Raw genomic sequence first — 20,050 nt, 5'->3', positions numbered from 1 at the left:
TTGGTTAGCGTATAACGGTAATCGTTCCTTGTTTTAGGACCTCTCCCCCGTTCCTGATCTTGTAGAAGAACACCATGTTCTGTCTTGGAAAACTCACGGAAGATGAAGGCCAGTTGTTTTGATAACTGAATTCATTAAGGACCTCTTCGCCCTTTTCATTGTAAATGATCACATTTACATCGGATTTGTTGGAATAGGAATTGGGGATGATCCACTGGTCATTGACCCCATCTCCATTCACGGTGATCACGTTGGGCACCTTAAAGGTGTCCAGGTAGGTGACACTGATATTTCGGATTACCTGGCAATTCCCTACCGATGCTATCAGGACAAAGGATCCCTCTTGTGTAAAGGTCATGGAACTGCTATTGCTCATTTCATTATTATTGCTGTCAAGCCACCTGTAACTGCTTCCACCTGAAGCCGTTACTGTCCTTGATCCGCCCTCCGGGAAGACCACGATATCTCCCGGATCTAAAGTGATCAGGTTCTCATCCAGAGGAGAGATCACGATCTCATTGGAAGGGAGAGGACAGCCATTTCGCATTAATACCAATTGGTATGTACCTGCTTCTGTTACGGTTAGATCAGGGGTTGATACACCTGTATCACTGTTGTTTCTCAACCAGGAAAAGGTCTCTCCGGTCAGGTCGGTCGCGGTACTGATAGTGATAGGTTCTGATGGTCCGCAGCTCATTGTTCCCGTACTGGAGATGGTGAGCGTTTCGTTAACCAACAATTGAACGCTAAGGGAATTCGAAGAACTCGCATAAGAACTCAGGGTACCGTCTAGGGTATACGCACCATTCTCGGAAGGGTCCGTAAGGCTCAGGGAGCTTCCGGTTGCCCCACCCACATTAACTCCGTCTCGTTTCCACTGGTAGGCAAAGTTGTTTATTACTGAGGAAGTGACATCTGTAGGATTTCCCCCGGTATCCAGGGCGTTGATGGTAACTACCTCAAGGGCAATGCTCGTATTCTCACATGCAGTATACGGAGCGGTATAATCCACGATAAGTTCGAAGGAATCAGGTGTGACCACCTCTGTGGTCTGGGAATCCTTGGAGGTAGAAGCACAGGCGCCCCCACTGAGGGTAACCCTGGCAAAATACGTTCCTGTTTCTGTGTCGCTCACCACCAGGCTGGAAGTCGTGGCTCCCGCTACGGGACTTCCGTTCCTGTACCATTGATAGGTAGGAGATGAGGCATCCGTGCTCACACTCAGGGTCGTATTTTGTCCCGGAAGCAATACGACATTGGCCGCATTGTTCCTGTTTACGGTAAAATCACCTGCATTTGTCATGGTCACCACAGCCGACCTTTCCACACAGGCGCCGGGTCCGAAGATCTCTACCTGATAGTCCCCTTCAAATCCAGGGCTGGAGGCATCTACAGTATATATGTAGTTATTGGACGATGGAATCACCGTTCCGTTCTTAAACCAGGTGTATGTAAGGCTGGGGTTGTTGATATTGGCCTCCAGGTTTTGAATCTCACCCGAGCAAAGGTCCGTTTTGGCCGGAGGGTTGATCGCGATCCCCAGACTCGATCCCGAGGTAACGTCAATAAGGTTAGACAAGGTGTTTCCCGATCCGGAGCAAGCTCCGTAATCGACCTCCACGTTGTACATTCCGGAGGAAGTAACCGTTATGGATTCGGATTTTTCAGCTAGAAGCGTTCCTGAACGATACCAGTTGTAAGTATAGGTATCCGCGTTGGCAAGGCCGTAAACTTCAAGAGTGATGGAATTTCCATCACATACCTGAGCGGTACCGTCTCCAAAGTCGGACTGGCCCTGGGGCCTGATCGTCAATCCACTGTTTACACTGATGTAGTACATGGGGTAGGGAGCGGAAGCCGGACTGGTAACAGCCGGACTCGTACTTCTCACCCTCAGGCGGTAGTTTTCTCCTCTGGTATCCGTGGGAACCTGGAATTGCATGTAAAAGTCGAACACAAGGTTCTTGCTGCCGTCACGTGCCAGCTCCACAGGACTGCCAAAATTTCCATCGGCATCAGAGAGCTCGAGGATAAATTCGTTGTCGGTGTTCACCATAGGGGGGTTCCAGGTAAATCGGACCCAGTAATCGTTGAAGGAAGCAGAGGCACATGCCCTGTTCCAGGGGGTCGAACCCGGAGGAGGGGTCTGTTTCGGTGCCGCAACAGGAGCGTTGAGCACCTGGGCCTGAACATTACCGATCGCAAGTAGGACAACCGGCAACAACAAAACCCGTAAGCTGAAGAATAATTTTGTTTTCATAAGCGGGTGTAGTTTTGGGGGACTACGCTGGCGTTAAGCTTTTCATTTCCACCAGTTTTCAGAATCCCATAGTATTCATTAACAAATATGTCATATAAATGGCGCGGGGAGAATTTAATGTTGTAGGCCTGTTTAAATATGTTGTGAAATGGGACTATTTGTATGGATAGGCTTTTTTATGGGCCTCATACTCCCATTTTTACTAACTTTGCGGCTTCTAATCAAGGGGAATGAGCGAAGAGAAAAAAGCCTTGAATTTTATCGAGCATATTGTCGAGGAAGACCTCGCCAATGGTTTTCCAAAATCGGCACTCAGGTTTCGGTTCCCGCCGGAACCCAATGGGTATCTCCATATTGGTCACGCCAGTTCAATTTGTTTGAATTTTGGCCTTGGACTGCGGTATTCAGCCCCCGTGAATCTCAGGTTTGACGACACCAACCCGGTGAAGGAGGAAAAGGAATATGTCGATGCTATAAAAAGGGATGTGGCCTGGCTTGGATTTGCCTGGGACAGTGAGTGTTACGCCTCGGATTATTTCCAGCAATTGTACGACTGGGCCGTGGAAATGATTCGAGAGGGCAAGGCATATGTAGACAGTCAGACTTCGGAGGAAATGGCGGCCCAGAAAGGCACGCCTACCGAGCCGGGGACCAATAGCCCTTACAGGGATCGCAGCCCGGAGGAGAATCTCGCCCTGTTCGAGGGGATGAAGGAAGGAAAGTATCCCGAAGGCAGCCATGTACTCAGGGCTAAGATCGATATGACTGCTCCCAATATGCTGATGCGTGATCCCATCATGTACCGTATCCTCCACAAGGCTCATCACCGCACAAATACCGATTGGTGTATTTATCCGATGTACGACTGGACGCACGGTGAGAGCGATTATATAGAACAAATTTCCCACTCCCTGTGTACGCTTGAATTTGCTCCGCACCGGGAACTTTATGATTGGTTCCTGGATCAGGTGATCGACCCGGAGAAGATCAGGCCGAAGCAGCGGGAATTCGCCAGAAGAAATTTAAGCCACACCGTAGTAAGCAAGCGAAAGCTCCTGCAATTGGTCGAGCAAAAAGTGGTAAAAGGTTGGGACGATCCGAGGATGCCCACTATCTCCGGTTTGAGAAGGAGGGGCTATACGCCTGAGTCTATTCGAAATTTTGCCGATACTATCGGGATCGCCAAGAGAGAAAACCTCGTGGACGTCTCCCTCCTCGAATTCCACGTTCGGGAAGACCTCAATAAAAAAGCCCCGAGGGTGATGGCCGTACTGGACCCTGTAAAGGTGGTGATCACCAACTATCCGAAAGAAAATACCGAATGGTTGAAAGCTGAAAATAACCCTGAGGACGAAAGCGCCGGATTCAGGGAAGTGCCCTTTAGCAGGGAGATCTACATAGAAAGGGAGGATTTCAGGGAAGAAGCGAACCGCAAATTCTTCAGGCTGAAATTGGGAGGCGAAGTCCGACTCAAGAACAGTTATATCATAAAAGCAGAAAGCTGCACAAAAGATGAGGAAGGCAGGATCACCGAGATTCAATGCACCCATGACCCCAAAAGTAAAAGTGGCAGCGGAACGGAGGAAAGCCTCAGGAAAGTAAAGGGTACCCTGCATTGGGTTTCTGCAGACCACGCGTTGGAAGCGGAGGTCAGGCTGTACGACCGACTGTTCACGGATGAATCTCCTGACACTCATAAGGACAGGGATTTTCTCGACTTTGTGAATCCGGAATCCCTTAAGGTGATCACGGCTTATGTGGAACCTAGCCTTAAAACCGCACGGGAAGAGGAGCACTACCAATTCCAAAGGATTGGATATTTTAATGTAGACCGGGATTCGACGGAAAACAAACTGGTCTTTAACCGTACCGTTCCTCTAAAGGACAGCTGGGCCAAGATCGACAGTCAGGAATAAGAATAATCTATTGAAAACAATATAACAATAAGTATAATGTATTAAAAACGACTGCGATAGCTCAGTTTTATTGCATTATCAGTTTTAGGTGGGTGTCGGAGTTGAGAAGATAGCCGATTCGCGCTTTAAAGCCTCGAAAATAACCAGATGAAGGATTAGGCTATATGGAGAATGAAAAAACCCGGATCTGCAATAGATCCGGGTTTTTGATTTTAAGTCAAGTTCCTATTTCTGGTTCTTGGGTTTTGGCTGATCTTTTTTCATCGCCTCCCCTATCATATTACTCGCGGTGAATGAAGCGACCATATTGTTCAGCATATCACTTCCCGCCTGGGGGGAATTCGGCAAGAGGATGAGATTGGTATTCGTCTCTTCTCCTATGGCCTGAAGGGTGTCATAGTGCTGGGTGACCACGATGAGGGCCGAAGCTTCCTGAGAATTGATGCCCACCTTGTTGAGTACTTCCACGGATTCTTCGAGGCCGCGGGCGATCTCCCGCCTCTGGTCGGCGATACCCTGCCCCTGTAAGCGTTTGCTCTCCGCCTCCGCCTTGGCCTTCTCCACGATAAGGATTCGGGCAGCATCCCCTTCGAACTGGGCAGCTATCTTCTCCCTCTCCGAAGCGTTGATCCTGTTCATGGCGGCTTTAACCTGTGAATCTGGGTCGATATCCGTGACAAGGGTCTTTATGATGTCATACCCGTAATCGAGCATAGCGTCCTGAAGTTCGGCCTTTACGGCGATGGCGATATCATCTTTCTTTACAAAGACATCGTCGAGTTTCATCTTGGGGACCTCTGCCCTCACCACATCAAATACATAGGAGGTGATCTGTTCGTGTGGGTACTCCAGTTTGTAAAAGGCCTCATAGACCTTGTCTTTGATCACGACATACTGTACGGAGACCTTGAGTTTCACGAAGACATCATCCAGGGTCTTGGTCTCCACGATCACATCGAGCTGAGTGATTTTCAGACTCACCCGCCCCGCTAATCTATCGACCAGGGGGATCTTCATCTGAAGTCCCGAGTTCCTGACACTTTGAAACCGTCCAAACCGTTCTATAATAACGGCGGTCTGTTGCTTTACGACAAAGAATGACATAAAGAGAATGAGGAGTCCGAAAAATAAGATCGGAATAAGGATAAAAGTACCCATGGGATAAAAGGATTTAGTTAATGATTATTACGGTGATTGGTCGTTGTTTTTGAGTTCTTGTTACAAGATACTCCTAAATTCTGCGTCAGGAAGGCCCGAAGGAAAAAATACTTCAGGAAAGTTTTTCCATTCCCTGGCGGATGCGGAGAAGGCTCTTTTCCCTGCCGATCAGAGCCATGATATCAAAGAGGTGTGGTCCTTTCAATCCCCCTACAATGAGAAGTCGGAGCGGAGCCATTACCAGGCCGAAAGACAACCCCTCTTGCTCTATCCATTCCTTTACGGCGGTTTCAAGACTCCTTGAATCAAAGGATCCTATGCCGTTCAGCACTTCGAGCAATTGCTGCATAATCCCCGGGGTCTGTTCCTTCCACTGTTTTTTAACGGCTTTTTCATCGTACTGCTCCGGGGCTTCGAAGAAATAGGAACTCAATTCCCAGAGGTCATTGACAAAATCAGCTCTTTCTTTTACAAGGGAGACCACCTGTGTGATATAGTCCAACCCAAAATGCTCCTCGGCCTGCCCCATTTGTTCTTTGAGCTTGGGCCTGAAAAGTTCGGCAAGTTCTGTATCCGGTTTCAACTGCAGGTAATGGTGATTGAACCACCGGGTCTTCTCGGGATCAAATCGCGCCCCGGCATTGTGGACCCGTTCCAGGGAGAACGCATTTGTGAGTTCCTCCAGGGAATAGATCTCCTTGTCATCTCCGGCGTTCCATCCTAACATGGCCAGGAAATTCACGACCGCTTCCGGAAAATACCCGGCTTCGCGATACCCTTCAGAATTACCCCAGGAAAGAGGGAAGACTGGAAATCCCATCTGTTCACCGTCCCTTTTGCTCAATTTTCCTTTCCCTGTGGGCTTCATGATCAGAGGCAGATGGGCAAATACCGGAGGTTTCCACCCGAAGGCGTCGTATAACTGCTTGTGAAGGGCCAGAGAGGGAAGCCACTCCTCCCCCCGAATCACATGGGTGATCTTCATAAGGTGGTCATCCACTACATTGGCCAAATGATAGGTGGGCATGCCATCGCTCTTAAAAAGCACTTTATCATCGAGCAGGGAGGCTTCGACATTGATCCTGCCCCGAATTTCATCTATTAAATGTACGGTCTCTTCGTGCGGTGTTTTGAAACGTATCACGTGTTCCTCTCCCGCCTCGATCCTGGACCGGGTCTCTTCTGGAGTTAAGGTCAGTGAATTCTGCAATTTTTCCCGGTTGTGCCAGTTATAAATAAAAGTCTTACCCTTTTCCTCCTGTTCTTTCCGGTGCATATCGAGTGATTCGGCTGTGTCAAATGCGTAATACGCCTTCCCTTTTTGCACGAGTTCCTCCGCGTACTTCTTGTAATGATCTTTTCGTTCACTTTGGCGGTAGGGTCCAAAGCCCCCTTCCTTCCCCGGACCTTCGTCATAGGGAATACCGCACCAGTTCAGAGCATCGATGATGTATTGTTCGGCTCCTTCCACATAGCGGTTCTGGTCCGTGTCCTCAATTCTGAGGATAAAAGTTCCCTTATTTTTCTTGGCGAAAAGAAAGTTATACAGGGCTGTGCGAACCCCTCCTATATGCAAGGGACCCGTTGGGCTGGGTGCAAATCGGACACGTACCGGCTCATTCATGAAAGAAATATTAGACTTCAAAGATAGGGGGAAGAGGGCGAATCCCAAAAACGATTAGGGGCACACGCCTATTTAAATGCTGCCTCCTCATGGGATCCGTTGAATCCGGGTTTCATCGTCTCGGGTATCCTCGGATTCATCAATCGAAACCAAAGAGGGGGAACAAAAGAAAGGACCATGGAAGTTGGATAACCAAAAGGCATTTGAGGGGATTCCTCATGGCAGTCGAGCAACTGGTATTTCTTGGAAGAAAGATAGTGGTGATCACTATGCCTGGTAAGCTCATAGAGAATGATTCTTCCCAGGACGTGGTTGCTGTTCCAGGAATGTATCTCCCTCACACGTTCGTATCGTCCGGATGGTTTTCTTTTCCTGATCAGACCGTAATGCTCAATATAGTTGACGGTTTCGAGTAAGAGGAAACCAACTACGGCTGTGCCAAGGGCAAAGCCAAGGCCTATCCACCCAAAGAAGATATACACCAAAAGGAGATAAGTCGCCTGTATGACCTGGTACCAGAACATGTCGTTTCGAAGTGAGAAAAAATCCAGACCTTGTTTCTGGAGTAATTCGCTTTGTATCCTCCAGGCGTTAATGAACTGCCTGCTGACCGAGGTGATCCAGAAGGAGTAGACAGATTGGTTATAGCGGGCTGTGGCCGGATCCTCAGGGGTTGCTGCATGAACGTGATGCCCGAAATTGTGTTCTATATAAAAATGCATATAGAGGGAGGGCAACAGGAGGAGCTTTCCAAGAAATCGCTCTTTGGTTTGCAGACGATGCCCGAGTTCATGCCCTACATTGATACCGTTTGTTCCCAGGACGATGCCGAGTGAAAGTGTTAGTCCAATAAGTTCTGAGATTGCATAGTTGTTGGAGGTCACGGAAACTAGATAGAATATCAACAGGCCGTAAACGATGGGGAGATTCGCATATAACATCCAGTCGAATAGCATGTCCTTACTCTTCCTAACACGGGTCTCTGGGTCATCATTGGCAGGGTCTACCGGAAGAAGGACCTCGAGAATGGGAATGATGACAAAGGCATAGACCGGGGTGAGGAAAGACCAGTAGCCCCCCATGGAAATACCGATGATGGCGGAAAGAGGGATGCTGAGAGCCGAAAGGTATTTTAAATCCTTCATCTATAGCTTTTTAACAAATTTTTGACCCGTGATTCTGGCATATCGGGTATCTTGGTATTAAATATAATGGATTTTGGAAAGCTATAATGCCATACTCGGGAAACTGTCGGTCTTTATCACGAAGTATTACAAGACCCGTATGATCAAAGGGGCCTTTCTCTTTGTGTCTATGGGACTGTTGTTTTTGCTATTGCTCGTCTCCCTGGAGTACTTTTTCTGGTTGGGTAGTGGAGCAAGGCTTGCTTTGTTCCTATTGGCAACCGCAGGAACCCTTTTTTTACTGATAAGATACCTGGGGATTCCTCTCCTCTATCTGTTCAGGCTAAAACAGGGACTCAGCCTGAAAGAGGCGGCCCGAATTATTGGCAATCATTTTCCTGAAGTAGGAGACAGACTGGTGAACCTGCTCGACCTGTCTGCGGATGAAAAGAAAAGCGAACTCTTACTCGCCAGCGTGGAACAACGTTCTCGTGCCCTGTCTCCCATTCCCTTTCAACAGGCCATCGATCTTAAGAAGAGTTACTCGTACGCGCGTTATGCGGCCATTCCCATGCTGTTGATTGCAATTTTATGGATCTCTGGAAAGATTGGGGAATATCTGTATTCCCTTGACCGTGTAGTGCATTATGATTTGGCCTACGAAAAACCGGCCCCATTTAGATTCCTTATTTTAAATCCTTCTTTGAAGACGATTGCAAGAAAGGATTTTACGCTGCGCGTGGGAACAGAGGGAGAAATAAGACCGGAAAATGCTCGTATCGTCGTTGAGGGGGTGGAGAAGTTAATGCACGAAGAGGATGGGCATTATGTGTACACCTTTACGGCGCCAGAAGGAAGTCAGGAATTCTATTTTGTGGCCAATGAGGTGAAATCCAGGACTTATACCCTGGAAACCTTGAACCCCCCTGTGATCGAACAGTTTCAGACGGTCCTTAATTTTCCTGACTATACTGGTCGGAAGACGGATACTTTAAAAGGTACGGGGAATGCGGTTATTCCTGAAGGGACCCGTGTGAAATGGCATGTAAAAGCTGGTAATACGGAAGAAGTAAATCAGATCACAGAAGATACTACCCGTAGTTTTAGTAAGCAGGGGGATCGATTTGTCTTGGAAATGTTTCTCGAATCTGACCTGATCTATGAGATCTCAACATCCAATAGGGAACTTAATGATTACGAACGACTCGGTTATACAATGAGAGTCGTAAGGGACGAACCCCCATCTATATCCGTAGATGAAATCCGGGATTCCATCACAGGCGATTTAGGATATGAAGGAAGGGCCCGTGATGATTACCAGGTAGCTCGACTCGAATTGGTCTATTATGAAAAAGGGGTAGATAAGGAGAATTCAATTTTAGAATTAGACCGCCCAAAGGAGAAGGACTATATGTTCGCCTATGTTTTTCCAACGGGGCTTGATCTTCGGAAAGGGACGGTATATGACTACTATTTCCTGGTTACAGATAACGACACCAGACATAGGGGCAAGACCGCCAAGAGCAGGATTTTCAGCATGGAGATACTGGATGAAGCGCAGATGCAGGAACAACGGTTGGATGAACAAAAGAGAACCCTGAAAGAGTGGGATAAGGGTTTGGAGGAATTGCAGTTACAGGAAGAAAGACTCAAAGACCTGGAGCAGAATCAGAAGGAAAAGAACGTGTTGGATTACAATGATCAAAAAGCGCTTAAAGATTTCTTACAATCTCAACGTCAGCAGGAAGCCCTTATGGAAAAATTCAGCAAAAAAATTAAGGAGACAATTGGGAACAATAAGGAGGAAACGTTGGATAGGCTATTGAAAGAAAGGCTGGAAAGGCAAGAATTGGAGGCGAAAAGGAATGAAAAACTTTTAGAAGAACTCCAAAAAGTGGCGGATAAGATTGATAAGGAAGAACTGTCCAGAAAACTGGAAGAGGTGGGTAAACGGCAACAAAATAACAAAAGAAATTTGAGTCAATTATTAGAGCTCACCAAACAGTATTATGTGACAGAAAAGGCCAGTAAATTGGCAAGAGACTTAGATAAGCTTGGAGACAGGCAGGAGAAATTGGCTGAAAACGCCGGCACTTCTAAAGAGAGATTAAACGAGCAAGAACAAATTAAATCAGAGTTTGACAAGATTGACGAAGGACTGGAAGACCTGGAAAAGGCTAATAAGGAATTAGAAAAACCACTACCCATAGACACGGGAGCTGAACTGAAGGAAAAGGTTAAAGAAGACATAGAGAAGGCAAAAGAGGATTTGAAGGAGCAAGGCGAGCAGGAGGATAGCGGGGATAATAATACAGAAGCTAAAAGCACAAAACAAAGACAAAAATCCGCAGCTGATAAGATGAAGAAGATGTCGGAAGCGCTGCAACAATCTGCTATGAGTGGTGGGGCGGAAAGTATGGCTGAGGATGCTGAGATGCTCAGGCAGATTCTTGAAAATCTCATCATATTTTCTTTAAAGCAGGAAGATCTGCTGGATCAGTTGACCGAGGAGGGGGAGGGGAATGCATTTGCTGTAAGCGTGGTTAGAGAGGAGCAGAGGCTCAGAGAATTGTTTGAGCATGTAGATGACAGCCTCTTCGCCTTATCCCTTAGACAGGCAGAGATATCGGAATTTGTAAATGAACAGATCACGGAAGTGTACTACAATATAGACCGTTCATTGGAGAATTTGTCGGATGGGCAATCCTATCGGGCAGGCGCCCATCAGCAGTCGGTCTTAACAGCAGCGAATAATCTGGCAGACTTTCTTGCGGATGTATTGGGGAATATGCAACAATCCCTGGCCCAGGGTCAGGGCACCGGCAGTCCCCGGGATGGCTTCCAATTGCCGGATATAATTAGGGGTCAGCAGGAGATTGAGGGGAGTATGCAGAAGCTTGGGCAGGAAAAAGAGGGAGAAAAAGGGAAAGAGGGACAGGAAGGCAAAGGTCAGGAGAATAACGGTCAGGGAGAGGACAGAATGGGAAAGGAGAAGGGAAATGCAGGAGACGGTCCATCGCAAGAGGATGATATGGGGGAGTTGTATGAAATATACAAACAACAGCAATTGATTCGCGCTAAATTAGAGGAACAGTTGCAAAATATGATCAATCAGGAGGAAAGAGGCTTAGCTCAAAGACTTGCGAGGCAAATGGAGGAATTTGAAAATGATCTTCTCGAGAATGGGATCACCAGGCGAACCATGGAAAAGGTGAACAGAATTAAGCAACAATTAATGAGGTTGGAGAATGCGGCCATGGAGCAGGGCAAAAAGGATGAAAGGGAAAGTGAAAAAGCACAGGAGCGTTTTGAAAGACCGCTTATTTTACGCAGAGAGGAGTTGTTGAAAGACCGGGGTATAATGGAATTATTACAGAGACAAGCCTTACCTTTGCAGGAATTTTATGGAGAGGCTTTAAAGCGATATTTTCGGGAGGATGATTGAGTTCTGTTATAATATTTCTTTTACCCTGGAGAAAGAAGAAAAATATACCGAATGGTTGAAAAAGGTAATTCAATCGGAGGGTTTCAATTTAGTTGATTTGTGTTATGTTTTTACGGACGATGTGGAACTTAGGCGTATGAACAAACAGTATCTCAACCACGATTATGATACCGACATCATCACTTTTGATTACACCGAAGGCCGTGAATTGCAAGGAGACATTTTTATATCAAAGGATCGGGTCGAAGATAACGCAAAGAAATATGAAGCCACTTTCCCGGATGAATTGAAAAGGGTCATGGTTCATGGGGTATTGCATCTGATGGGTTATAATGATAAGACGGAAGGGGAACAGAAAAGAATGAGGAAGTTAGAGGAACAAAAGATGAAGATGTTCCACGTGGAACAATAAGGTATGTTTGAAAAAGAATACGATGTAGTTGTAGTGGGTGGAGGCCATGCAGGAGCGGAAGCGGTCGCGGCAGCGGCTAATATGGGCTCAAAGGCTTTGCTGGTCACAATGAACCTGCAGACGATAGGGCAGATGTCCTGTAATCCTGCTATGGGAGGCATTGCAAAAGGGCAGATCGTAAGAGAAATTGATGCTTTGGGAGGCTATAGTGGGATAGTATCTGACAAATCGGCCATACAATTTAAAATGCTCAACAAGAGTAAGGGTCCGGCTATGTGGAGTCCAAGGTCACAGAATGACCGAATGCGTTTCGCAGAGGAATGGAGGATGATGTTGGAAGGCACCCCTAATGTGGACTTTTACCAGGAAATGGTGGTGGGATTATTGGTAAAAGGAAACAGGATAGCAGGGGTTCGTACCTCTTTAGGTTTGGATATCAAGGCCAAATCGGTGGTGCTGACCAATGGTACATTTTTAAACGGACTTATACATATAGGCGAGAAGCAATTTGGGGGTGGTAGAGCCGGTGAAAAGGCGGCAACCGGAATCACTGAGCAGCTGGTGGATCTCGGGTTTGACAGTGGGCGGATGAAAACAGGCACGCCTCCGAGGGTAGATGGCAGATCGCTCGATTACGAACGTATGATCCCTCAACCAGGAGATCAGTTCCCAGAGAAATTTTCATATCTTGACACTCCAGTTTTAAAAACCCAACGGGATTGTTTTATGACCCATACCTCAAAAGAGGTCCACGAAATTTTAAAGGAGGGGTTTGATAGATCTCCTATGTTTAACGGAAGGATAAAAAGTATTGGCCCTAGATATTGTCCATCAATTGAAGATAAGATCAATCGTTTTGCAGAGAAAGACAGTCATCAGATATTCGTGGAACCGGAAGGATGGAATACGGTAGAGGTCTATGTAAACGGTTTTTCTACTTCTTTGCCTGAGGATGTTCAGTACAAAGCCCTTAGGACAGTACGCGGTTTTGAAAAGGTTAAGTTCTTTAGGCCAGGCTATGCTATAGAATATGACTATTTCCCCCCTACTCAGCTCAAACATACACTGGAAACTAAGATCATAGAGAACTTATATTTTGCAGGACAGATCAACGGAACTACAGGATATGAGGAAGCGGCTTCACAGGGGCTGATGGCGGGTATCAATGCGCATCTGAAGATTCACGACAAGGAACCCTTTACCCTGCAGCGAGATGAGGCTTATATAGGTGTGCTCATAGATGATCTCATCACAAAGGGTACTGAAGAGCCCTATAGGATGTTTACATCAAGGGCGGAATACAGAACGCTTTTACGACAAGACAATGCGGACCTGCGTCTTACACCCAAAGGATATGAAATTGGGTTAGCCTCAGAAGAAAGAATGAGGAAGATGGAGGAGAAAGAAAGAAAGTCAAAGGAATTTGTGGAGTTCTTCCGAAACACAAGTTTTGATCCAACGGATATGAATCAGATCCTGGAAGAGGTTGAATCTGCTCCCGTAAAGCAGGCTGATAAGATGTTTAAGGTATTTTCAAGGCCTAAGGTAAGTATGGAACACATGTTACAGCTCAAGGAGGTTTCTGACTATGTAAAGGAAAGAAACATTGATCGGGAGGTGATGGAGCAGGCTGAGATCCAGGTCAAGTATTCGGGATATATAGAGAAGGAAAAGAGTAATGCAGACAAACTTCAAAGACTCGAAAATATCAGGATCCCCGATAATTTTGACTACACAAAACTCAAATCTCTTTCTTTTGAAGCAAGAGAAAAACTGCAAACTATACGGCCTGTGACGATCTCACAGGCGTCCAGAATAAGCGGGGTATCACCCAGTGATATCAGCGTACTTTTAGTTTTCCTGGGGCGATGATAAAAATTGTTCCACGTGGAACATTCTACCCGGAATTACTTTTCAGCACTTCGTTTTACTAATCTATCCAAGATGCAATTCTATTTAAGAACCAGGGATCATGCCTTCACGGGAAAGGAGTTTACCCTGATGATGGACAAAGAACTGCAGCTGCTCAAAACCACCCCTTGTCCTGAAAATCTGGAGACTTATTATGAACACGAAACCTATATTTCTCATACAGACCGGTCGAAAACTTTAGTTGAAAAAATATACCAACTGGTTAAAAGAGTAAGTCTCAAAAAGAAGGAGTCGTGGATACGAACTTTTGCGGGAAGGAATCTCAGGGTTCTTGACGTAGGGGCTGGTACGGGTTCGTTTATTTCTTATTTGAGATCCAGGGGATGGCAAGCGGATGGGGTTGAACCTAATCCAAGGGCCAGGAATGCTGCAAGTAAGAAAGGAGTCTGCTTACAGCCATCGCTCTTAGAAATTCCGGATAGGCAGTACGATGTGCTCACCCTTTGGCATGTGCTGGAACATTTTCGCGATCTGGATAAAGAGGTAGATGCTCTGTTGAGCCGGATCAAGGAAGATGGAACGCTCTTTATTGCCTTGCCTAACTTCAGGTCTTATGACGCTAAAGTCTATGGGGAGTATTGGGCGGCCTACGATGTGCCCAGACATGTATGGCATCTGTCACGGACTTCTGTGGAAAAGATCTTTGGAAGGAAAGGGTGGAAGGTTATTGGAGTACGGCCCATGCTTTTTGACTCCTTTTATATTTCTCTTCTTTCGGAAAAGTACAGGGGTGGAAAGCACAGTTGGATGAACGCTCTCTGGACGGGAATACGATCCAACTTCCACGGTTGGAGAACCGGAGAATACTCTTCGATGATATATGTACTTAAAAAGGCCTGAAAGGCATTCAGATCATCTCTAAGCCTCTATCTTTATCCTAAAAACGACATACCTATAGACGAAAAGAAAAAGGCTTAGAACGCTTTAAATTAGCGCCTTATCAATAGTTATATCTGATTAAAAATATCAAATGCATAGAGAACGTTTATATATTAAAATGCTACGTAATTCTTTCCGAAAGAGAAAATCGTATTGAAATCAGAATTACCAATTTTCCTTTACTATTTTTGGCGAATAAATAAATTAAAATGAAGAAAGTCCTAATGATTATAGCCATGGTTTCTCTTTGGGGATGCCAGCAAGACAAGATCGGTTTTGTAAACAACGTCCGACTTATGGACGGCTACAAGGAAAAAATAGCGGTAGAAGCGCGCTTTGCCGAAAAGCGGAAAGACTTCGAATTGAGAAGAGACAGTATTTCAAGGGTCTTCCAAAATGAGGCCCAGGCCGTGGAAATCGAAATGCAAAAGATGAGTCAGACCAAGGCTCAGGAGACCTTCAGCAACCTGCAGCAAAAAGGTCAGCGCATGGGTCAGATGCTACAACAGCAAGAACAGCAACTCAACATAGTGGGACAGGCGGAGATGGACAGCGTAGTCCAAAAGGTTAGGAAAGAGATCGAGGCCTACGGGAAAGCAAACGGATATACTTTCATTCTAGGCGGAGGTGAAGGAGGAAGCGTCCTTTATGGAGACGAAGCCAAGGACATAACCGATGATCTTCTCAAAGTTCTTAACGCAGAGGAGCAGCCCCAGGGGAATTAATATTGCAGGAGCAGCACCAGGATCACGGTAGGAATAAAGTAGATCACGATGGTCTTAGCCCCATCGTAGTCCTTAGCGACTCTTTGGCCCAACAATAACATCAACAATGAAATGGCGGCGAGAACCGCTCCCGCCCGGGCTACCTCATTAGAACCCGACACTATCAGTTGTATTCCTCCCACCAGGCTGGCTATACCAGCCAATAATTCCATGATGGTAATCACGAGAAGAAGTAATGGGACTAGATTCCTCAGCGGAGTCTTCGAGAAATGTTCCCTGAGCCAGGATAGATTTCCTTTCCAATCCCAAACCTTATCCAGGCCGCTCTGAAGGAAAGTAATTACGACAAAGAGCAACAGCAATAATTGGGGTAAATTTTCTGTAAAGCCTTTCATATTTGGTTTATTATTGATTACTATGGTAAGGTCAAGCAGCCGGCTTGTGTAAGAGCCTTGTGATTTTGATGGATAGATCCGTTAAAATGATCTTGGAATTTCCGTTTCTCTCCACGTGATAAATGGCTTTTTCCAACTCCTCCATGATCCCCACCACATTATTCTCATGCACAAAGCCTGCGAATTTATCGAATTGGAACCCGTCAACATGGATCTTCATATAGGCCAACGCATCAGCTTTATAATTGACAAGCATAGCCTGCCGAAAAACAGACATACAGTACTTGAGGAAATTCTTTTGTGTTTCCCTTCCGGTTCTGGCCACCTCTTCACTCCACAAGATCAGTTCGTGTATAGCCGCCTTTTTGCCCTTCGCCTGAAAAGCGCTTCTCACCCACTGGACGAACCACTTCTCAAAGATCAACTCTTCTGAATCCTTATTCATCAGTTCCAGGGCCTTGTTGAAGTTCCCATTCGATTCGTGCGCCAGATGCCTCGCTTCTTCCCGGGCTACTCCGCGTTCCACAAGGGCCTGTGCAATGGCATCTTCTGACAGGGGCGGGAAATGCAGGAGTTGGCAGCGAGATCGTATGGTCTGCAAAATTTGTTCCTCGTCCTCTGCGATCAATAAGAAGATGGTCTTATGCGGAGGTTCCTCTATGAGTTTCAGCAACTTATTGGAGGCTGCCGTGTTCATCGTTTCGGCCATCCAGATGATCATCACCTTGTAACCACCTTCGTAGGACTTAAGGGAGAGTCTCTTGACGATGTCCATGGCCTCATCGACACCTATCTGCCCCTGCTTCTTTTCAATCCCGAGGCATCGGTACCAGTCGAAAAGGCTGCCATACGGATCATCCTTCAGGAATTGCCTCCATTCTGAGAGAAAATGATTGCTTACGGCATGGCTCTTTACGGATTCCGTATTCGCAACCGGAAAGGCGAAATGCAGGTCGGGGTGAGAGAAGGACCGGCATTTCAGATTGCAGGCTTCATCCCCTCCCGAATTTTCACCCCCGGTATTACCGCAAAGGATATATTGTGCGTATGCCAGGGCCGCCGGGAGTGTTCCCGAGCCTTCAGGCCCTACAAAAAGTTGGGCATGCGGGATCCTCCCTGATTCAGCACTGTGGGTCAGGTGTTTTTTGATGTGATTCAGCCCTAAGATCTCCTGAAATAGCATGGGATCAAAGATAAAGAATTAGGAATGGTTTGCGCCGGATAATCCAAAGGCCTGCTTTCCCCTCGTCCTTTTATTCTTTACATTTGTTTTTCCTTAATTCACCAATGCATGAAAACAATTGATGATTTTGATTTCTCAGGCAAAAAAGCCCTGATTCGGGTCGATTTTAATGTGCCCTTAAACAGTAAGTTCGAGGTAACAGATACCAACCGCATAGAAGCCGCCAAACCCACTGTGCTCAAAGTGCTGGAAGATGGCGGAAGTGCCGTACTAATGAGTCATTTAGGCAGGCCCGATGGAAAAGTCGTACCTGAAATGTCTCTCAAACATATCATGGATGCTGTAAGTGATATCATTGGGGTACAGGTTAAGTTCGCAGAGGACTGCTCAGGACCCAAGGCGAAAAAGGCTGTCGATCAACTCGAAGACGGGGAGGTACTCCTGCTGGAAAACCTCAGGTTCCATGCGGAGGAAGAACAAGGAGATTCCGAATTTGCAAAGTCACTTTCTCAACTTGGGGACATCTATGTGAATGATGCTTTCGGAACGGCACACAGGGCGCACGCTTCCACCACTATCGTGGCAAATTACTTCCCGGGTCAGAAGTGTTTTGGATATCTGATGGCAAAGGAGATCGAAGCCATAGACAAGGTAATGAGGACAGGGGAGAAACCCGTAACTGCTATCTTGGGAGGAGCAAAGGTATCCTCCAAGATCACCATCATCGAAAACATTCTCGGCAAGGTGGACCACCTCATCATTGGAGGAGGCATGACCTATACCTTTGTCAAGGCACAAGGGGGCCGGGTAGGATCCTCCATATGCGAGGATGACAAGATGCCGCTGGCTCTGGAAATACTGGATACTGCTAAGAAAAAAGGCGTTAAAGTACACCTCCCGGTGGATGTTCTGGCTGCTGATGATTTTAACAATGAAGCGAAAACAAGAGTGGTGGCCGTAGATGCTATCCCGGAAGGATGGCAGGGACTGGACGCCGGCCCAAAGACTTTGGAAAACTTCGAAAAAGTGATACAGGCCTCCAGGACCATACTTTGGAATGGTCCGGTAGGGGTATTTGAAATGGATAATTTTTCCAAAGGAACTATCGCAGTAGGCCATATGATCGAAGATGTGACCAAAGAAGGCGCGTTTTCCCTTGTGGGGGGAGGCGACTCGGTGGCAGCGGTGAAACAGTTCGGTTTTGAAGACAAGGTAAGTTACGTTTCCACAGGCGGAGGGGCCATGCTGGAAAGCCTGGAAGGCAGGGTGTTACCGGGCATTGCAGCAATAATGAAAGATTAACCCCGTTTTTTAAAAGCAGGCCATGAGAACGGAAGGCCAGCCCAAAGATTATTTTCTTCTTTCGGAAAAAAATCGCATTTTCGTTCATCCCCACAGTCAATTCAAAAACAATGTACACACTTAGACATCAGCTGCTTACCTGCTTCCTTCTGGGAGGGTTCCACTTCATGTTGGCCCAGGCACCTGCAAATCCTGAAATGGCAAAAGGAAGGGATTTGATGACGGACAGGGATACGCTTTTGGATAAAGGGCAAGGGGATTCCACATTTTGGATCAGGGCAGACAAGAAGGTGGTTCTCAAAGACCATCCCGATGCGGCCCGGTACGATAGCCTGTGGTTATCCGAACTTTATCAGAATGCGGAACTTTCGAGCCAGATCTTTGAGGAAGTCAACCTTCTGGAAGAGATCATGGCTGATACTACCGGCCTTGAAAGCATTGTACTGGATACAGAGCTGCTCAAGGAACGCCTGCAGGCTCTGGATCAGAAAACCCCATTCAATATTTCATACAACCCTTCTCTGGAATCCGTTATCAAGTCCTTCCTTATCCGCAAAAAGGACCTGATGGAGCGCATGCTCACCGCAAGCCAGTTTTATTTTCCTCTCTTTGAACAGGAATTAGACAAACACAACATACCTCTTGAGATCAAATACCTGGCGATCATTGAATCAGCTTTAAATCCAAGAGCAAAATCCCGCGTGGGGGCGACCGGCCTCTGGCAATTCATGTATGGAACGGGAAAGATGTATGGACTGGATGTAAGCAGCTATGTGGATGAACGCAGTGACCCTGTAAAATCGACCATAGCCGCCTGCCAGTACCTTTCCAAACTTTACGACATCTTCGGGGATTGGGATCTTGCCCTGGCGGCCTATAATTCAGGACCGGGTAACGTGAATAAGGCGATACGAAGGTCAGGGGGCTATACCAACTATTGGAATATCAGGCGCAACCTCCCCCGGGAGACCGCGGGCTATGTTCCTGCCTTTTTGGCTACCATGTATCTGTTTGAGTACGCAGAGGAACACGGCCTCAAGGCAGTGGAGGCACCAAGGCCCTATTTTGAAACAGATACGGTGCACGTGAAGCGATTGATCACCTTTGAACAGATCTCAAAATTAGTGGATGTAAGTGTGGAGGAACTCACTGTTTTAAATCCCTCCTACAAACTGAACATCATCCCCTATATCCCGGAAAAGAAGTATACCCTCAGGCTGCCGAAAAGGGAGATCGGAAAGTTTGTGGCCAATGAAGATTCTATCTACGCCTATGTGGAAGAGGAATTAAAGTCAAAGGAAACACCCCTTCCACAGCTGGTAAAAGCAGAGGACAGGATCAGATACAGAGTCAGGAGCGGAGATTATCTCGGAAAGATCGCGGAGCAATACGGCGTTCGGGTAAGCCAGATAAAAGAGTGGAATGGCTTGAGGAGCAATACCCTGAGGATAGGAGATCGCCTTACGATCTACCCCAGAAAACCTTACGTCTCGGCAGAAGCACAACAGGAATCGGATAAACCTCTGAACAACAGCGAGATAAAATTCCACACGGTAAAAGAGGGAGACTCCTTATGGACCATTTCGCAAAAATATCCCGGAATTACTATTGAGAATTTACGAGAATGGAACGGTATTCGCGGTAATAAGTTGTTGCCGGGCACTAAACTCAAATTGTGTGCCTGCTCCTCATGAA

14 protein-coding genes are annotated in these 20,050 nt (G+C 46.6%); 8 read left to right on the top strand and 6 right to left on the bottom strand.

The features are described from left to right. Nucleotides 1-4: 4 nt before the first annotated feature. Entirely contained in the window at nucleotides 5-2,260 is a 2,256-nt protein-coding gene (locus tag GWK09_RS05365) for a T9SS type B sorting domain-containing protein (RefSeq protein ID WP_163691961.1), read from the bottom strand. Nucleotides 2,261-2,490: 230 nt separating this feature from the next. Here GWK09_RS05365 and GWK09_RS05360 point away from each other — a divergent pair, with 230 nt between their 5' ends. Next, on the top strand, nucleotides 2,491-4,176 hold the full coding sequence (locus GWK09_RS05360; RefSeq protein ID WP_163691960.1) for a glutamine--tRNA ligase/YqeY domain fusion protein: 1,686 nt from the start codon (nucleotides 2,491-2,493) through the stop codon (nucleotides 4,174-4,176). 225 nt (nucleotides 4,177-4,401) lie between these two features. Here the strand turns inward: GWK09_RS05360 and GWK09_RS05355 are convergent, their stop codons facing one another. From GWK09_RS05355 to GWK09_RS05345, 3 genes are all read right to left on the bottom strand, one after another. After that, complete coding sequence (locus tag GWK09_RS05355; protein ID WP_163691959.1) at nucleotides 4,402-5,334, bottom strand: SPFH domain-containing protein; 933 nt, start codon at nucleotides 5,332-5,334, stop codon at nucleotides 4,402-4,404. A gap of 112 nt (nucleotides 5,335-5,446) precedes the next feature. Then, nucleotides 5,447-6,958 (bottom strand): glutamate--tRNA ligase, encoded by a 1,512-nt coding sequence (gene gltX, locus GWK09_RS05350; protein ID WP_163691958.1) that lies wholly within the window; start codon nucleotides 6,956-6,958, stop codon nucleotides 5,447-5,449. 68 nt (nucleotides 6,959-7,026) lie between these two features. Then, nucleotides 7,027-8,103: an alkane 1-monooxygenase gene (locus GWK09_RS05345; protein WP_163691957.1), complete on the bottom strand. Its 1,077-nt coding sequence runs from the start codon at nucleotides 8,101-8,103 to the stop codon at nucleotides 7,027-7,029. 73 nt (nucleotides 8,104-8,176) lie between these two features. Here GWK09_RS05345 and GWK09_RS05340 point away from each other — a divergent pair, with 73 nt between their 5' ends. The 5 genes from GWK09_RS05340 to GWK09_RS05320 all read left to right on the top strand — a co-directional run bounded on the left by GWK09_RS05340 (nucleotide 8,177) and on the right by GWK09_RS05320 (nucleotide 15,475). Beyond that, a complete protein-coding gene (locus tag GWK09_RS05340; RefSeq protein ID WP_163691956.1) occupies nucleotides 8,177-11,527 on the top strand; it encodes a DUF4175 family protein in 3,351 nt (1,116 codons plus the stop codon). Beyond that, nucleotides 11,520-11,939 carry an rRNA maturation RNase YbeY gene (gene ybeY, locus GWK09_RS05335; RefSeq protein ID WP_163691955.1) on the top strand — a complete coding sequence of 140 codons (420 nt, stop codon included), beginning with the start codon at nucleotides 11,520-11,522 and terminating at the stop codon, nucleotides 11,937-11,939. Before GWK09_RS05340 ends, ybeY begins: the two co-directional genes overlap by 8 nt. 3 nt (nucleotides 11,940-11,942) lie before the next feature. Next, nucleotides 11,943-13,811 (top strand): tRNA uridine-5-carboxymethylaminomethyl(34) synthesis enzyme MnmG, encoded by a 1,869-nt coding sequence (gene mnmG / locus GWK09_RS05330; RefSeq protein ID WP_163691954.1) that lies wholly within the window; start codon nucleotides 11,943-11,945, stop codon nucleotides 13,809-13,811. Nucleotides 13,812-13,883: 72 nt separating this feature from the next. Next, the gene (locus tag GWK09_RS05325; protein ID WP_163691953.1) at nucleotides 13,884-14,711 is read left to right on the top strand and encodes a class I SAM-dependent methyltransferase; all 828 of its coding nucleotides are present in this window, start codon (nucleotides 13,884-13,886) and stop codon (nucleotides 14,709-14,711) included. A 248-nt stretch (nucleotides 14,712-14,959) separates the two neighbouring features. Then, entirely contained in the window at nucleotides 14,960-15,475 is a 516-nt protein-coding gene (locus GWK09_RS05320) for an OmpH family outer membrane protein (protein ID WP_163691952.1), read from the top strand. Here GWK09_RS05320 and GWK09_RS05315 read toward each other — a convergent pair. Together GWK09_RS05315 and GWK09_RS05310 are read right to left on the bottom strand one after the other, a co-directional pair. Beyond that, on the bottom strand, nucleotides 15,472-15,870 hold the full coding sequence (locus GWK09_RS05315) for a DoxX family protein (protein ID WP_163691951.1): 399 nt from the start codon (nucleotides 15,868-15,870) through the stop codon (nucleotides 15,472-15,474). The genes GWK09_RS05320 and GWK09_RS05315 overlap by 4 nt on opposite strands. Before the next feature lie 31 nt (nucleotides 15,871-15,901). Next, the gene (locus GWK09_RS05310; RefSeq protein ID WP_163691950.1) at nucleotides 15,902-17,053 is read right to left on the bottom strand and encodes a DNA polymerase III subunit; all 1,152 of its coding nucleotides are present in this window, start codon (nucleotides 17,051-17,053) and stop codon (nucleotides 15,902-15,904) included. Nucleotides 17,054-17,161: 108 nt separating this feature from the next. Between GWK09_RS05310 and GWK09_RS05305 the strand changes: the two genes are divergently transcribed. Both GWK09_RS05305 and GWK09_RS05300 read left to right on the top strand, forming a co-directional pair. Then, nucleotides 17,162-18,355, top strand: coding sequence for a phosphoglycerate kinase (locus tag GWK09_RS05305; RefSeq protein ID WP_163691949.1), 1,194 nt, complete (start codon nucleotides 17,162-17,164; stop codon nucleotides 18,353-18,355). A 110-nt stretch (nucleotides 18,356-18,465) separates the two neighbouring features. Then, nucleotides 18,466-20,049: a lytic transglycosylase domain-containing protein gene (locus GWK09_RS05300; protein WP_163691948.1), complete on the top strand. Its 1,584-nt coding sequence runs from the start codon at nucleotides 18,466-18,468 to the stop codon at nucleotides 20,047-20,049. Nucleotide 20,050 lies beyond the last annotated feature (1 nt).

This window comes from Muriicola jejuensis, from assembly GCF_010671595.1.
Classification (GTDB): domain Bacteria; phylum Bacteroidota; class Bacteroidia; order Flavobacteriales; family Flavobacteriaceae; genus Muriicola; species Muriicola jejuensis.
Note: the sequence above shows the minus strand (reverse complement) of the source record. Positions and strands in the feature narration are given on the sequence as shown.

Bases quoted from the DNA above. Each gene is read 5' to 3' on its own strand.
- GWK09_RS05365 (WP_163691961.1), bottom strand. From the start codon at position 2,260: ATGAAAACAAAATTATTCTTCAGCTTACGGGTTTTGTTGTTGCCGGTT.
- GWK09_RS05360 (WP_163691960.1), top strand. From the start codon at position 2,491: ATGAGCGAAGAGAAAAAAGCCTTGAATTTTATCGAGCATATTGTCGAG.
- GWK09_RS05355 (WP_163691959.1), bottom strand. From the start codon at position 5,334: ATGGGTACTTTTATCCTTATTCCGATCTTATTTTTCGGACTCCTCATT.
- gltX (WP_163691958.1), bottom strand. From the start codon at position 6,958: ATGAATGAGCCGGTACGTGTCCGATTTGCACCCAGCCCAACGGGTCCC.
- GWK09_RS05345 (WP_163691957.1), bottom strand. From the start codon at position 8,103: ATGAAGGATTTAAAATACCTTTCGGCTCTCAGCATCCCTCTTTCCGCC.
- ybeY (WP_163691955.1), top strand. From the start codon at position 11,520: ATGATTGAGTTCTGTTATAATATTTCTTTTACCCTGGAGAAAGAAGAA.
- mnmG (WP_163691954.1), top strand. From the start codon at position 11,943: ATGTTTGAAAAAGAATACGATGTAGTTGTAGTGGGTGGAGGCCATGCA.
- GWK09_RS05325 (WP_163691953.1), top strand. From the start codon at position 13,884: ATGCAATTCTATTTAAGAACCAGGGATCATGCCTTCACGGGAAAGGAG.
- GWK09_RS05320 (WP_163691952.1), top strand. From the start codon at position 14,960: ATGAAGAAAGTCCTAATGATTATAGCCATGGTTTCTCTTTGGGGATGC.
- GWK09_RS05315 (WP_163691951.1), bottom strand. From the start codon at position 15,870: ATGAAAGGCTTTACAGAAAATTTACCCCAATTATTGCTGTTGCTCTTT.
- GWK09_RS05310 (WP_163691950.1), bottom strand. From the start codon at position 17,053: ATGCTATTTCAGGAGATCTTAGGGCTGAATCACATCAAAAAACACCTG.
- GWK09_RS05305 (WP_163691949.1), top strand. From the start codon at position 17,162: ATGAAAACAATTGATGATTTTGATTTCTCAGGCAAAAAAGCCCTGATT.
- GWK09_RS05300 (WP_163691948.1), top strand. From the start codon at position 18,466: ATGTACACACTTAGACATCAGCTGCTTACCTGCTTCCTTCTGGGAGGG.